The organism is Stenotrophomonas sp. 1L-E-5-B-C3, from assembly GCF_057292075.1.
Window position 1 is genome coordinate 1 of the sequence record NZ_JBXAWS010000022.1, and the last position, 14,578, is coordinate 14,578.

Here is a 14,578-nt window from a genome sequence, read left to right on the forward strand (position 1 = left end):
GCCCCTCTGTTGAGGGGCTGCCCCGACAGGGGCGGGGAGAGGCCGGCAAAGGGAGGGGCCCACAGGTTGCGCAGCAACGTGTGGGGCGGCGCGCAGAGCGCGTCGCGTCCCGCGCCAGATATAGAAAAAGGGCTGCCTTTCGGCAGCCCTTTTTCTATATCTGGCGGAGAGGGGGGGATTCGAACCCCCGAGGCGCTATAAACGCCTGCCTGATTTCGAGTCAGGTACATTCAACCACTCTGCCACCTCTCCGGGTGGTCCCCGGCGGACCGGGGACGCGCATCATACGAGGAAGTGAGGCCGACGACAAGTCATTGCGGCCAACCCGATGAAAATTTCGCGGGCGCATGCCTTGCCGGATCCCGGCCGCCACCCGATGATGCCTGTCTCCCCCCGCAATACCGCGCCCGTTGCCCACCATGATCGAATTCGGACATCTCACCCATCCCGGCATGCGCCGCGAGCTCAACGAGGACACCTACTACGGTGACAGCGAGCTCGGCCTTTGGCTGGTGGCCGATGGCATGGGCGGGCACGCCTGCGGCGAGGTCGCCAGTGCGCTGGCGCGCGAAACCATCGTGCGCGAGATCCGCCGTGGGGCACCGCTGGCGCAGGCCATCCGTACAGCCGATGAAGAAATCATCCGCGCCTCGCGCCGCCGCAACGACACCCTGCCGATGGGCACCACCGTGGTCGCCGCACGCGTGCACGGCAACCGCTATGAAGTAGCGTGGGTCGGCGACAGCCGTGCCTACCTGTGGCGCGACGGCCAGCTGGCCCAGCTCAGCCAGGACCACAGCGTGGTGCAGGAACTGGTCGCCCAGGGCAACCTGACGGCCGAACAGGCACGCGCGCATCCGCATCGCAACGTGGTCACCCAGGCACTGGGCGTGACCGATCCGGCGCATCTGAACGTGGCCACCACCAGCGGCGAACTGCGCCCGGGCATGCAGCTGCTGCTGTGCAGTGACGGCCTGACCGAGGAAGTGGACGACCGCGGCATCGCGCGCACCCTCGCCTTCGACGACGCCAGCGCGCAGGAATGCGTGGATACGCTGGTCGCGGCCGCGCTCGATGGTGGTGGCCGCGACAACATCAGCGTGATCCTGGTGCGCTGCCACTAACCGGTAGATCCACGCCATGCGTGGATGCGACGCTGCCGGCCAGCGGCCGGCACTACCCCACCCCAGGCATTACGCGCTGGCAGGCTCTTCCACCTTCGGGCCATCCCACAGCGCGTGGCCGGCCTTCTTGCGCAGCCGTTCCAGGCGTGCGGTGTGCGCTTCCAGTTCCGACGGCGTAGCCACCACGCGCGGGCGCGGCAGCAGCTTGCTGGTATCGAAAGCCTGCAATGCCGCACCGGCAGCGCCTGCCTCGTCATCGCCCAACCCGAAACCGATCTCTTCCTGGCCCGAGGTCAGGGCGATGTAGACGTCGCCCAGGATCTGGGCATCGAGCAGGCCGCCGTGCAGTGCGCGGTGCGAATTGTCCACGCCCAGCCGCCTGCACAGCGCATCCAGCGAGTTGCGCTGGCCCGGGAAGCGCTCGCGCGCCATCACCAGGGTATCGATCACCGTGCAGCGGTCGGTGATCTTCCCGTACTGCGGCCCCAGCAACGAAAGCTCATTGTCGAGGAAGCCCAAGTCGAACGCCGCGTTGTGAATGATCAGTTCGGCGCCATCGATGAACGCCAGGAACTCGTCGGCGATCTGCGCGAAGTCCGGCTTGTCATCGAGGAACTCCAGGGTCAGGCCGGTGACTTCCTGCGCGCCCTGTTCAAACTCGCAGTCCGGCTTGATGTACTGGTGGTAGTTGTTGCCGGTCGGTCGGCGCTTGAACAGCTCCACGCAGCCGATTTCGACGATGCGGTTGCCCTTCTTCCACTCCAGGCCGGTGGTTTCGGTATCAAGGATGATCTGACGCATGGGCTCAGTTTACCGGGCTGGAGTCGCGGATCTGGATCGCCGCGTTGCGGGCCAGGGTATCGACCCGCTCGTTGTCCGGGTCGCCGGAGTGGCCCTTCACCCAGCGCCAGTCGATCTGGTGGCGCAGCGTGGCCGCGTGCAGGCGCTCCCACAGCTCGCGGTTCTTCACCGGATCGCCGCCGGCGGTCTTCCAGTTCTTGCGGATCCAGCCGGGCATCCACTGGGTCAGGCCCTGCCGCACGTACTGCGAATCGGTGTAGAGCACGATGTCGCACGGCTCGGTCAGCGTTTCCAGGCCGGAAATGGCCGCCATCAGCTCCATCCGGTTGTTGGTGGTGTGTGCTTCGCCACCGCTGAGCTCTCGCTCATGGCCCTTGTAGCGCAGCAACGCGGCCCAGCCGCCCGGACCGGGATTGCCGAGACAGGATCCGTCGGTATGGATTTCAATGGTTTTCAATACAACTCCAGAATCAGGTAGCAACAGTGCCGTGCCAGCGCACCGGCAGCGGTTTCGGCCCAGGCAGGGCCAGCGTGCGTTTTTCGGCATGGAACAGGCAGGCCGCGCGCAGCGGCGCCCAGCCGCCGGGACGACGGCTGCCGCCGCCCTGCCAGAGCGGGCCGAGGTAGCGCATATCCTCGCACTCCAGGCCATGGCGGCCGAGCAGCAGACGGATCCGCTGCGGCGTGCGCACCACCAGCCCATGCTGGCGCCAGCGCGTGCGGTACGGGCTGAACGGATTGAGGCTGCTCAGCCACAGGTGGCCGCCCGGCATCAACACGCGTTCGCACTCATCCAGCAGCTGGTCGGCATCGGCGGCGACCACATGCTGCAGGACGATGGCGTTGACGCTCTCATTGGCCAGCGGCAATGGCAGGGCGCAACGGGTATCGCCGGCATAGCCCTGCCCCTGCCGGAACAGGCGCAGCCCGCGTCCGCCCAGCTGCGCATCGTCCAGCCAGGCCGCACTTGGTGCGATCCACAGCCACGGCTGCGTCGGCAGCACCGACAGCTGCGGCAGCAGCAACTGCCGCTCCAGCACGCGCAATGCCACCGCCGGTTCGCTGTCGAACCACGGGGCCTGGCTCGCTTGACGGGTGCTCTGCAGCGCGGGCATGGTCCAATTCTATGCGACTGACTGCCCTGACCGCATTTGCGGACAACTACATCTGGATGCTAATCGACGACGATGGTGCGGCCGTGGTCGTCGATCCCGGCGACGCCGCGCCGGTGCTCGCGCTGGCCGACCAGGGCCTGCGCGTGGACAGCATTCTGCTCACCCACCACCACGATGACCACATTGGCGGCGTGCCCGCACTGCAGGCGCGTTTTCCCGGCGTGCGGGTGATCGCGCCGGTCGAGGAGCGCATCCCGACGGCGACCGAACGGGTGGGCGAAGGTGAACGCGTTCAGGCACTGGGCCGGATGTTCCACGTACTATCCGTGCCCGGGCATACCCGCAGCCACATCGCGTTTCACACTGCTGAACACCTTTTCAGCGGAGATTCGTTGTTCAGCCTGGGCTGTGGACGCCTGTTCGAAGGTACGCCGTCCCAGCTGCTGGCATCGATGCTGAAGCTGGGTGCCCTGCCCGCGCAACTGCTGCTGTGTTGCGCTCATGAGTACACCGTGTCAAATGCCGTCTTCGCGCGGCATGTCGACCCCGCCAACGCTGCCCTGTGGCAGCGCCAAGAGGAGGCTTTGGCCATGCGCCGCGATGACCGTTCCACCCTGCCGGTAACCCTGGCCAACGAATTCGACTGCAATCCCTTCCTGCGTGTGCACACGGCGCCGATCCGTGCGTCGGTGTCGGCACACCTGGGCCGTGACGTCGTTGACGACGTCGACGTGATGGCCGGTCTCCGGCATTGGAAAGACGGCTTCCGCGCATGATGCGCCGAAGTCTGCCGCTGGCCCTGGGGCTTGTCCTGGGGTTGGCCGGAACCGCGGGCGCGCAGTCGCTGGGCGCCGGCATCAGCCAGAACCTGACCGCCGCTGCGGCGCTGCCGCTGGATCCGTCCGCGCTGCCTGCGCCCTCGGTGCGCAATGGCCAGGAGATCTTCACCAGCTTCCGCGATGGCCTGGCCGAGCCCAGCTGCGATGCCGAGGCCACCAGCCCGCGCTGGCAGAAGCAGTTCGCCCACGCGCCTTCCCGCCTGGCCAACCAGGATGACGACGCACTGGTGCTGTTCGGTTACGTGGTTGAAGAACTGCGCAAGGCCAACCTGCCCACCGAATTCGCCCTGATTCCCTTCGTGGAAAGCGGCTACCGGCCCAATGCCCGCAACGGCAGCGGCCCGACCGGCCTGTGGCAGTTCATCGCCACCACCGCACGCAACCATCGCGTGCCGATGGCCAACGGCTATGACGGCCGCCTCTCGGCGGTCGATTCGACCCAGGCCGCGGTGCGTTACCTCAAGACCCTGCACGGCATGTTCGGTGGCGACTGGCGCCTGGCCACCATGGCCTATAACGCCGGCGAGTACCGCGTGCTGCAGTCGCTGCGCAAGGCTGGCATGAATGCGCAGAACGCCAAGCCATCGGCGCTGCCCGGCCTGTCGCCGGTCACCTATGCCTACGTCGAGAAGCTGCATGCCCTGGCCTGCGTGCTGGAAGACGTGGAAGACCAGCCCCGCGTGATGGCCTCGCTGGACCGCACCGTGCCGGTACTGAAGGACCACACCCTGCCGGCCGGCACCAGCGTGCAGCAGTGGGCCTCACAGCGTGCCCTGGACCCGGCCAGGATCGCCCGCCTCAATCCCGCCCTGGCAGGCGGTGGCCGCGCCTCCGGCACCACCCGCGTGCTGGCGCCGGTCTCGGCCGCCAATGCGACAGTGGCAGAGACTGCCACCGCGCTGGTCGCCAGCGCCGCGCCGGTCGCCGCAGCCGCGCCGACACCGCAGGTGGCCAAGACCGTCGCGGCCATCGCCGACCGTCCGCGCAGCCGTCGCCACACCGTGCGGAATGGCGAGTCGGCCTGGACCATCGCCCGCCGCTACGGCATGCCGGTCAAGGCCCTGCTGTCGCTGAACGGCCTGAGCGGCAGCAGCGTGCTGAAGCCGGGCGCGGTACTGCGCGTCGAAGACTGACGCGCCAGCCAAGCACTCCCTGTAGAGCCGAGCCCACGCTCGGCTTTTTCTTGCGCGTTGCGGCTGCTTCGACATGCTTCTCGTAGAGTCGAGCTTGCTCGACTCTGCCTCCACATGTGCAGTCGAGCAAGCTCGACTCTACGCACCCACACCAACAAAAAAAGGCCCGGCAATGCCGGGCCTTTCTCGTTCCTGCAAACCGATGAGGCTTACAGGTTCGCTTCGGTGGTCTGGATCACGAACTTCTTGCGCATCGCCTCGATGTAGGCCTTGGCTGCGGCCATGCCGTCGATCTGGCTCAGCTGGTCCTTCAGCTGCTTCTGCTGCTCGGCGGTCACTTCCTTGATGTCGCCCGGATTGACCTTGTTCACTGCGAACAGCAGCGCGTGGCCGTTGACGTCAACCTTGCCGTAGCTCGGCTTGCCTTCGGCCGGAACCGGCGCGCTGAAGATCGCGCGATTGATTTCCGGGGTCGGCACCGGCTGGCTGCGCGGCAGGCCCGGCATCGGGCTCAGCTGCAGCTTCTCGCTGGCGGCCAGCGACTGCAGGGTGGCGCCCGCCTTCAGCTTGGCCAGCACGGCGTCGGCCGCCTTGTCGCTGGCCTGGCGCTGGCGGTCGGCGCGGATCGCGGCGATTACCTGCTCGCGGGCCTTGTCCAGTGGCATCGCTTGTTCCGGGGTGTGTGCAGCCACGCGGATAACCACACTGTGGTTGGTGGCGCCCCCCAGAGCGATCGGGTCGCTGGCGGTGCCGTCCTGCACCAGCACGTCGGAGAACGCGGCACGCAGCACGGCCGGATCGGTGGCAATACCGCTGGCGGTGGCACGGGTGATCGGGCCCAGAGTCTGCAGCGGCAGGTTCACTTCCTTGGCCGCAGCGGCCAGATCGCTCGGGCTCTTGTTGATGGCGTCGACCAGGCGACCAGCCAGCTCGTTGAAGCCGCGCTCGCCGTCGGCCTTCAGCTGCTCTGCGGCGAGCGTGTCACGCACTTCCTCGAACGACTTGCCTTCGCCACCGCGCACGGCGGCGACCTTGATGATGTGGTAACCGAAGTCGGTCTTCACCGGGCCGATCACGTCACCCGCCTTGGCGGCGAACAGGGCGTCTTCGAACGGCTTGACCATTGCGCCACGCTCGACCCAGCCCAGGTCACCGCCCTGCTCCTTCGAACCCGGATCTTCCGAGTTGGCCTTGGCCAACGCGGCGAAGTCGGCGCCGGCAGCCTTGGCCTCGGCAGCGATCTTGTTCGCCTTGGCTTCGGCACCGTCACCGGTCAGCAGGATGTGCGAGGCCTGGCGCTGTTCCGGCGAGGTGAACTTCGCCTTTTCGTCTTCATAGCGCTTGCGCAGGGTGGCTTCGTCGGCCGCGGTCGGCGCCGGCAGGTTGCCACCGTTGATCTCGACGTACTCCAGCGACACGCTCTCGGCCTGGCGGAAATCCTTGCCATGGCTGTCGTACCACTGCTTGATCTGCGCGTCGGTGACCGGCGCCGTATCGGCCGGCACTTCCGGCAGCGCGGCCAGCTCCACGTCGCGGGTTTCACCCAGCAGCTTCAGCAGGCGCTCGGTTTCGGCCTGGGTGACGAAGCCGGAGTTCTGCAGGCCGGAAGGAATCACCGACTGCTGCAGGCTCTCACGCACCAGTTCCTGGAACTGGGTAGGGGTACGCGGCGGATTGCCGCCGGCCAGGGCCAGGCGGTAGTTGTTCTCGTTGAACTTGCCGTTCGAATCGAGGAAGGCCGGGATGGTGGTGATGTACTCACGCACCGCGCCATCGCCGATCACGACACCGGCCTGCTCGCCGACCAGGCGCACGACCTGCTCATCGATCAGCTGATCGAGCACGGCCATCTTGCTTTCATTGCTTTCGAACGCACGCGGGTCGAAGTTCTCACCCTGCTGCTGGCGCTCGCGCATGCGCTCCTGTTCGAAGCGGGTGCGGAAATCCTGCGCACTGATCTCATGGTGCTGCCACAGCATCCGCACCGGCCACCACGACGGGGCCGAACGCCACCAGGTCGGAGGCGCGGAAACCTTGGCCACGTTCTGTGCGCCAACGCCACCCAGGTAGCTGTTGTCGATCACGAACAGGAACGGAATCATCAGCAGCCCCAGGATCACAGTGACGATCCAGCCTGAGGTCTTGTCGCGGAGTTTCTGCAGCATGGTGAGGAATCACAAGGCCTGATTGGCGAGCCCGGCAGTGTAACCCGCTTCGCCGCAGGGACCAAAAGCAGCCCCGGCGCGGCCTGCGCCACATCCTCGCAGCAACGCGCCGCTGGCAGATGCATGCTTCGCGTCCGACCGCGCGAACGACACAAAGAAAAAGCCCCCGGCTTGCGCCGAGGGCTTTTAAAGTTGGCGGAGCGGACGGGACTCGAACCCGCGACCTCCGGCGTGACAGGCCAGCATTCTAACCAGCTGAACTACCGCTCCGCGCTGAAACTTTGCAGGCGCCCAGTATATCCGAAGAGACCCTGGAAACCCAGCCCTGTGAACACTTTTTTCAAAGTTTTTTCACAGGGACTTAAGAATTCTGCAATGGCGGAGCGGACGGGACTCGAACCCGCGACCTCCGGCGTGACAGGCCAGCATTCTAACCAGCTGAACTACCGCTCCGTTCTTGCAAAAACCTTTTCGTCTTCCTCCCGGACCTGCCGGGGAGAAGACAAGGCCCCCAGCTTTCGACCGGGGGCCTCGATGTAATGGCGGAGCGGACGGGACTCGAACCCGCGACCTCCGGCGTGACAGGCCAGCATTCTAACCAGCTGAACTACCGCTCCGCATTGTTACCCTTTTTTGTTTTCTGCCCGATCTGGACCGGGGAGAAAACAAAGCCTCCAGCTTTTGGCCGGAGGCCTCGTTGAATGGCGGAGCGGACGGGACTCGAACCCGCGACCTCCGGCGTGACAGGCCAGCATTCTAACCAGCTGAACTACCGCTCCACACTCAAACTTTTACCGCGGTGCTGTGGTGGGTGCTGAGGGTTTCGAACCCCCGACCCTCTCCGTGTAAAGGAGACGCTCTACCGCTGAGCTAAGCACCCCAGCGAGCCGCTTAGTTTACAGCATCCTTCAGGGCCTTACCAGCCTTGAACGACGGATTCTTCGAAGCAGCGATCTTGATGGTGTCGCCGGTCTTCGGGTTGCGGCCGGTGCGGGCAGCACGGTCGCGAACCTGGAAGGTACCGAAGCCAACCAGGGTGACCGCATCGCCGTCCTTCAGCGCCTTGGTGACGGCAGCAACGACGGCATCGACAGCGCGGCTGGACTCGGCCTTGGTCAGGTCGGCAGCTTCAGCAACGGCATCGATCAATTCGGTCTTGTTCATTCTCTACAACTCCTTTGGCGGTGGGTTCCGCAGATTCGACAGGGAAGCAACCGCACGCCTTCTGCATGCGGCCGCCATGTGGAAACGGTTCGCTGATTCAGTCATCGCCGACAGCGATCACTCATTCGCGAGTGCTGCTTTTATACCAGTGGCCCTACCCCCACGCAAGCTGGAAAGCCAGCAACGACGCGGGTTTCAAGCCATTGGACAGCGCGCGTCAATGCTTGACGCGCGCGCTTCCACTCGGTTTGGCCTTGCTGCGCACCGTGACGCGTTGCGCACTCTTGCGCGCCTTCTTCGGTGCCAGCGGACGCTCCAGCGCCAGGTCCAGGACTTCTTCGATGTACTTCACCGGCACGATCTGCAGATCGCGGGTGACGTTGGCCGGGATGTCGGCCAGGTCCTTGCGGTTCTCTTCGGGGATGATGACGGTGCGGATACCGCCACGCAGTGCGGCCAGCAGCTTCTCCTTCAGCCCACCGATGGCAGTGACGCGACCACGCAGGGTGATCTCGCCGGTCATCGCCACATCGGCACGCACCGGCACCTTGGTCAGCATCGACACCAGCGAGGTGACCATCGCGGCACCGGCGCTGGGGCCGTCCTTCGGCGTGGCGCCATCGGGCACGTGCACGTGCACGTCGTGCTTCTGCAGGAAGTCGCTGTCGATGCCGAAGCCGACGGCGCGCGAACGCACCACCGACAGCGCCGCCGATGCCGACTCCTTCATCACGTTGCCGAGCTGGCCGGTCAGGATCAGCTGGCCCTTGCCCGGCACCAGCGTCGATTCGATCTGCAGCAGATCACCGCCCACTTCGGTCCAGGCCAGGCCGGTGACCAGGCCGATCTCGTTCTCTTCCTCGGCGCGACCGAAGTCGAAGCGACGCACGCCCAGGTACTTGTCCAGGTTCTTGCCGGTCACGCTGACCAGCGCCTTGGACTTCTTCGCACCCTTCTTCGCCTTCACCGGCTGCGGGCCGGCCAGCGCGATCTCCTTCACCACCTTGCGGCAGATCTTGGCGATCTCGCGCTCCAGGTTGCGCACGCCCGATTCGCGCGTGTAGTAACGCACGATGTCCTGGATGGCATCGGCGCCGATTTCCAGCTCTTCCGGCTTCAGGCCGTTGGCCTTGATCTGCTTGGGCGACAGGTAACGGGTGGCGATGTTGAGCTTCTCATCCTCGGTGTAGCCGGGGATGCGGATCACTTCCATGCGGTCCAGCAGCGGGCCCGGAATGTTGAGTGAATTCGAGGTAGCCACGAACATCACTTCGGACAGGTCCAGGTCCACTTCCAGGTAGTGGTCGTTGAAGGCGTTGTTCTGCTCCGGGTCCAGCACCTCCAGCAGCGCCGACGACGGATCGCCACGGAAGTCCATCGACATCTTGTCGATCTCATCCAGCACGAACAGCGGGTTCTTGCTGCCGACCTTGTTGAGGTTCTGCACGATGCGGCCCGGCATCGAACCGACGTAGGTGCGGCGATGGCCACGGATCTCGGCTTCGTCGCGTACGCCGCCCAGCGACATGCGCACGAACTTGCGGTTGGTGGCCTTGGCGATGGACTGGCCCAGCGAGGTCTTGCCCACGCCCGGCGGACCGACCAGGCACAGGATCGGCCCCTTCATCTGCTTCACGCGTGACTGCACCGCCAGGTACTCAAGGATGCGTTCCTTGACCTTCTCCAGGCCGTAGTGATCGGCGTCGAGGGTGTCCTGCGCAGCCTTCAGGTCCTTGCGCACCTTGCTGCGCTTCTTCCACGGCACGCCCAGCAGCCACTCCAGGTAGTTGCGCACCACCGCCGCCTCGGCAGACATCGGCGACATCTGCTTGAGCTTGTTCAGTTCGTTGCGCGCCTTGGTTTCCACCGGCTTGGGCATGCCCGCTTCGGCGATCTTGCGGGCCAGCTCTTCCAGCTCGCCCGGCGCGTCGTCAAGGTCACCCAGTTCCTTCTGGATGGCCTTCATCTGTTCGTTGAGGTAGTACTCGCGCTGGCTCTTTTCCATCTGCGACTTCACGCGGCCGCGGATGCGCTTTTCCATCTGCTGCACGTCGATCTCGCCGTCGACCAGGCCGACCAGCATCTCCAGGCGGTCGCCCACCGCCAGCGTTTCCAGCAGGCGCTGCTTGTCGGACAGGCGCACGCTGATGTGCGCGGCGATGGTGTCGGCCAGGCGCGCCGGCTCATCGATGCCGGACAGGGTCTGCAGCAGTTCCGGCGGCAGCTTGCGGTTGGTCTTCACGTACTGCTCGAACAGCGACATCAGCGAGCGGGCGATGGCCTCGACCTCGCGTGCTTCGCGTTCGTCGGTGGCATCGATCTCCACGGCCTGGCCATGCAGCGAGCCGTTGCGCTCGTCGACGTGGGTCACCTGCACGCGCGACAGGCCTTCGACCAGCACCTTGATGGTGCCGTCGGGCAGCTTCAGCAGCTGCAGCACCTGCGCCAGCGTACCGACCTGGTAGAGGTCGGCCGCATGCGGGTCATCGGTCTCGGCCGACTTCTGCGCCAGCAGCAGGATGCGCTTGTCCGCTTCCATTGCCTGTTCGAGTGCGTGCATGGACTTGTCACGACCGACGAACAGCGGGATGACCATGTGCGGGAACACCACTACGTCGCGCAGCGGCAGGACCGGCAGGTCGAGGGTTTCACTTGGGGAACGGGCCATGGGGGCTCCAGGGAAGGGGAAAACCGCCTCCGGGAGGGCATCTTCCGGAGACAAAAAAAGCCGATGGCCCCGTTATGGGGCCATCGGCTTTCAGATGCAAGGCGTTCGTTTAAAATCCTTTCAAATCAAAAACTTGAAAGGATCACTCGGCGCCTGCGGCCTTCTGTTCAGGGGCCGCCGGGGTCTGGTAGATCAGGTACGGCTCGGACTTGTGCTCGATCACCGACTCGTCCACCACCACCTTGCTGACGTTTTCCTGCGACGGCAGGTCGTACATGGTGTCCAGCAGGACCGATTCGACGATGGTGCGCAGGCCACGGGCGCCGGTCTTGCGCTTGAGCGCCTTCCTGGCAATGGCCGACAGCGCGTCCGGACGGAACTCCAGCTCGACGTTCTCCATCTCGAACAGCTTCTTGAACTGCTTGGTGATGGCGTTCTTCGGCTCGGTCAGGATCTTGATCAGGGCCGGCTCGTCCAGCTCCTCCAGGGTTGCCACCACCGGCAGGCGGCCGACGAACTCGGGGATCAGGCCGAACTTGATCAGGTCTTCCGGCTCGACTTCGGCCAGTACCTTGCCCACTTCCTGCTTGCGCTCGGCGCTCTTCACCTTGGCGCCGAAGCCGATGCTGCCGACGTCGGTGGAACGGGCCTGGATCACCTTGTCCAGCCCGGCGAACGCGCCGCCGCAGATGAACAGGATGTTCTTGGTGTCCACCTGCAGGAATTCCTGCTGCGGGTGCTTGCGGCCGCCCTGCGGCGGAACGCTGGCCACGGTGCCTTCGATCAGCTTCAGCAGGGCCTGCTGCACGCCTTCGCCGGACACATCGCGGGTGATCGACGGGTTCTCGCTCTTGCGCGAGATCTTGTCGATTTCATCGATGTAGACGATGCCCTGCTGCGCCTTCTCGACGTCGTAGTCGCACTTCTGCAGCAGCTTCTGGATGATGTTCTCCACGTCCTCGCCCACGTAACCGGCTTCGGTCAGCGTGGTGGCGTCGGCCATGGTGAACGGCACGTTGAGCAGGCGGGCCAGGGTCTCGGCCAGCAGCGTCTTGCCCGAACCGGTCGGGCCGACCAGCAGGATGTTCGACTTGGCCAGTTCGACCTCGTCGTTCTTCTGCCGGCTCTCGATGCGCTTGTAGTGGTTGTACACGGCCACGGCCAGGGTGCGCTTGGCACGGTTCTGGCCAATCACGTACTGGTCGAGGACCTCGAGGATCTCGCGCGGCTTGGGCAGCGAGCTGCGCGCCGACTGCGCCTTTTCCTCAAGTTCCTCACGGATGATGTCGTTGCACAGCTCCACGCATTCATCGCAGATGAACACGCTCGGACCCGCAATCAGCTTGCGCACTTCATGCTGGCTCTTGCCGCAGAAAGAGCAGTAGAGGATCTTGCCGGTGTCCGTGGAACGACCTTGGCGGTCTTCGCTCATGCTTCGCTTACCCAGTTACCCCACCCGCTGAACGGGGGTTCGATTCGAGAATAGCACAGGGCCGGAGGGACACCAGTCCCGCCCGACCCTGCAGGAACGGGGCCTCCAGGGCCCCGTGATGATGGCTCAGCCGGCCTGGATCGACTCATCCGGACGACGCTCCAGGACCTGGTCGACCAGACCATAGGCCTGTGCCTCGAACGCGCTCTTGAAGTTGTCGCGCTCGGTGTCGCGGGCGATCGTCTCCAGCGACTGGCCGGTGTGCTTGGCCAGCACTTCGTTCAGGCGCGAACGCAGGGTCAGGATCTCACGCGCGTGGATGTCGATGTCGGTGGCCTGGCCCTGATAGCCACCCAGCGGCTGGTGGATCATCACGCGCGAATTCGGCAGCGCATAGCGCTTGCCAGCTTCGCCCGCTGCCAGCAGCAGGGCGCCCATCGAGGCGGCCTGACCGATGCAGGTGGTGCTCACATTCGGCTTGATGTACTGCATGGTGTCGTAGATCGCCATGCCGGCGGTGACCACGCCACCCGGCGAGTTGATGTAGATGTTGATGTCCTTTTCCGGGTTTTCCGATTCCAGGAACAGCAACTGCGCCACCACCACGTTGGCCATGTGATCGTCGATCGGGCCCACCAGGAAGATCAGGCGCTCCTTCAACAGGCGCGAATAGATGTCGTAGGCACGCTCGCCGCGGCTGGTCTGCTCGACCACCATCGGAACCAGGTTCAGGGCTTTGGTTCGGTTGTCCATTACGTGAGGTACCTATCTTGGGGGAAAACAACCCCGCGCCGGGACAGGCGCGGGGCATCCGGTGATCCGCCCCGGCTTACTGGCGGATCGCGTCCTGGAACGACAGCTTCTCTTCGGTGTGCTGGGCACGCTCGGCGATCCAGTCGATCACCTGCTCTTCCATCACGCGGTTCTGCAGGCCAGACATCAGCTGGGGGTCATTGCGGTACATCTCAATGACCTGCTCCGGCTCTTCGTAGGTCGAGGCGATCAGGCGCATCGTTTCGTTCAGGCGCTTGGCTTCCAGGCGCAGGTCGTTGACGCGGGCCACTTCGCCGACCAGCAGGCCGACCAGCACGCGCTTGGCAGCAGCGTCCTTGAAGCCTTCATGGGCATCGGCCGGAATCTCACCAACATTCTGGCCGTTGCGGCGGATCTGCTCGACCTGCTGGGCCAGCATGGCGCGGGCTTCGTTCTCGACCAGGCGCGGCGGCATTTCCACCGAGGCGTAGGCCGCGATCAGCTGCTCGCCCACTTCGCGGCGCAGGCGGTTCATCAGCGCACCCTTCAGCTCGCGCTCGAGGTTGGCGCGGATGTCGCTACGGAACTGCTCGACGTCGCCGCCCTTCACGCCGAAGCTCTTGATGAAGGCTTCGTCGACCGCCGGCACGACCGGCTCGGACACTTCGGCAACCTTCACGGTGACCTGCACGGTCTTGCCGGCCAGCACCGGCACGCGCCAGTCAGCCGGGAACTCGACATCCAGGGTCTTCTCTTCACCCTTGGCCAGGCCGACCAGACCCTTCTCGATGGTCTCGAACATCATGCCCTGGCCGAGCACGATCGAACCCTTCTCGGTGCCCTCGGCCGGCAGGCGCTCTTCGCCGGCCTGCGACCAGGTTTCCACCGCGACCAGGTCGCCATCCTGCGCGCCACGGCTGACCGGGGCCCAGGTACGACGCTGGTTCTGCAGGTTCTCGATCATCTGGTCGATGTCGGCATCGCTGATCTCGGCGCTGTGGCGCACGACGGTCAGCTTGCTGACGTCGATATCGCCGAAGTCCGGCACCACTTCGACGGTGGCCACGAAGGAGAACTCACCCTCCTCGCCCTTGTCGATGCGCGGGCTGCCGACGATGCGCAGGTCGTGCTCGCGCACGGCCGCATCGAAGGTTTCGCGCAGCAGGCCGTCCAGCGCCTCACCACGGACCTGCGCGCCGAAGCGCTGCTCGATCACCTTGGCCGGCACCTTGCCCGGACGGAAACCCTTGATGCGGGTGGTACGGGCGATTTCGCCCAGGCGGCCGACGATGTGGCTCTGCAGACGGTCTTCCGGCAGCGAGAAGCTCAGGCGGCGTTCCAGGTTGCCGGTGGATTCGATCGAAGCTTGCATGTTGACTCCTGC

General features: G+C 65.2%; 12 protein-coding genes and 6 tRNA genes. 3 read left to right on the top strand and 15 right to left on the bottom strand.

All coding sequences use genetic code 11. The features are described 5' to 3' along the window. Positions 1-161: 161 nt before the first annotated feature. Positions 162-252 (bottom strand) — tRNA-Ser (locus AC0Z6F_RS20035). Positions 253-419: 167 nt separating this feature from the next. On the opposite strand from AC0Z6F_RS20035, the gene AC0Z6F_RS20040 reads away from it, so the two are divergent. After that, on the top strand, positions 420-1,124 hold the full coding sequence (locus AC0Z6F_RS20040) for a PP2C family protein-serine/threonine phosphatase (RefSeq protein WP_004146411.1): 705 nt from the start codon (positions 420-422) through the stop codon (positions 1,122-1,124). Positions 1,125-1,193: 69 nt separating this feature from the next. Here the strand turns inward: AC0Z6F_RS20040 and dnaQ are convergent, their stop codons facing one another. From dnaQ to AC0Z6F_RS20055, 3 genes are read right to left on the bottom strand one after another with little or no spacing between them, the layout of a single operon-like run. Continuing rightward, complete coding sequence (gene dnaQ / locus AC0Z6F_RS20045) at positions 1,194-1,925, bottom strand: DNA polymerase III subunit epsilon (protein ID WP_004146409.1); 732 nt, start codon at positions 1,923-1,925, stop codon at positions 1,194-1,196. A gap of 4 nt (positions 1,926-1,929) precedes the next feature. Then, positions 1,930-2,382: a ribonuclease HI gene (rnhA, locus tag AC0Z6F_RS20050; protein ID WP_012510199.1), complete on the bottom strand. Its 453-nt coding sequence runs from the start codon at positions 2,380-2,382 to the stop codon at positions 1,930-1,932. A 13-nt stretch (positions 2,383-2,395) separates the two neighbouring features. Continuing rightward, entirely contained in the window at positions 2,396-3,040 is a 645-nt protein-coding gene (locus AC0Z6F_RS20055) for a methyltransferase domain-containing protein (protein WP_012510198.1), read from the bottom strand. An 11-nt stretch (positions 3,041-3,051) separates the two neighbouring features. Between AC0Z6F_RS20055 and gloB the strand changes: the two genes are divergently transcribed. Continuing rightward, on the top strand, positions 3,052-3,816 hold the full coding sequence (gloB, locus tag AC0Z6F_RS20060) for a hydroxyacylglutathione hydrolase (RefSeq protein WP_012510197.1): 765 nt from the start codon (positions 3,052-3,054) through the stop codon (positions 3,814-3,816). Then, positions 3,813-5,012 (top strand): lytic transglycosylase domain-containing protein, encoded by a 1,200-nt coding sequence (locus AC0Z6F_RS20065; protein WP_012510196.1) that lies wholly within the window; start codon positions 3,813-3,815, stop codon positions 5,010-5,012. The genes gloB and AC0Z6F_RS20065 overlap by 4 nt, the downstream gene beginning before the upstream one ends. A 209-nt stretch (positions 5,013-5,221) precedes the next feature. Here the strand turns inward: AC0Z6F_RS20065 and AC0Z6F_RS20070 are convergent, their stop codons facing one another. From AC0Z6F_RS20070 to tig, 11 genes are all read right to left on the bottom strand, one after another. Beyond that, complete coding sequence (locus AC0Z6F_RS20070) at positions 5,222-7,177, bottom strand: peptidyl-prolyl cis-trans isomerase (protein WP_012510195.1); 1,956 nt, start codon at positions 7,175-7,177, stop codon at positions 5,222-5,224. 193 nt (positions 7,178-7,370) lie between these two features. Then, positions 7,371-7,447, bottom strand: a tRNA-Asp gene (locus tag AC0Z6F_RS20075). A gap of 106 nt (positions 7,448-7,553) precedes the next feature. Further along, positions 7,554-7,630 (bottom strand) — tRNA-Asp (locus AC0Z6F_RS20080). 87 nt (positions 7,631-7,717) lie between these two features. Beyond that, a tRNA-Asp gene (locus AC0Z6F_RS20085) sits at positions 7,718-7,794 on the bottom strand. An 85-nt stretch (positions 7,795-7,879) separates the two neighbouring features. Beyond that, positions 7,880-7,956: transfer RNA gene (locus AC0Z6F_RS20090), tRNA-Asp, on the bottom strand. A 26-nt stretch (positions 7,957-7,982) separates the two neighbouring features. Continuing rightward, positions 7,983-8,057, bottom strand: a tRNA-Val gene (locus AC0Z6F_RS20095). A gap of 11 nt (positions 8,058-8,068) precedes the next feature. Beyond that, complete coding sequence (locus AC0Z6F_RS20100) at positions 8,069-8,341, bottom strand: HU family DNA-binding protein (protein WP_004146343.1); 273 nt, start codon at positions 8,339-8,341, stop codon at positions 8,069-8,071. Between the two features lie 217 nt (positions 8,342-8,558). Continuing rightward, positions 8,559-11,009 (bottom strand): endopeptidase La, encoded by a 2,451-nt coding sequence (gene lon, locus AC0Z6F_RS20105; protein ID WP_004146342.1) that lies wholly within the window; start codon positions 11,007-11,009, stop codon positions 8,559-8,561. A gap of 142 nt (positions 11,010-11,151) precedes the next feature. Beyond that, entirely contained in the window at positions 11,152-12,441 is a 1,290-nt protein-coding gene (clpX, locus tag AC0Z6F_RS20110; RefSeq protein WP_004146319.1) for an ATP-dependent Clp protease ATP-binding subunit ClpX, read from the bottom strand. A gap of 126 nt (positions 12,442-12,567) precedes the next feature. After that, complete coding sequence (clpP, locus tag AC0Z6F_RS20115) at positions 12,568-13,194, bottom strand: ATP-dependent Clp endopeptidase proteolytic subunit ClpP (protein WP_004146318.1); 627 nt, start codon at positions 13,192-13,194, stop codon at positions 12,568-12,570. 76 nt (positions 13,195-13,270) lie between these two features. Further along, positions 13,271-14,566: a trigger factor gene (gene tig, locus AC0Z6F_RS20120; protein WP_012510193.1), complete on the bottom strand. Its 1,296-nt coding sequence runs from the start codon at positions 14,564-14,566 to the stop codon at positions 13,271-13,273. Positions 14,567-14,578 lie beyond the last annotated feature (12 nt).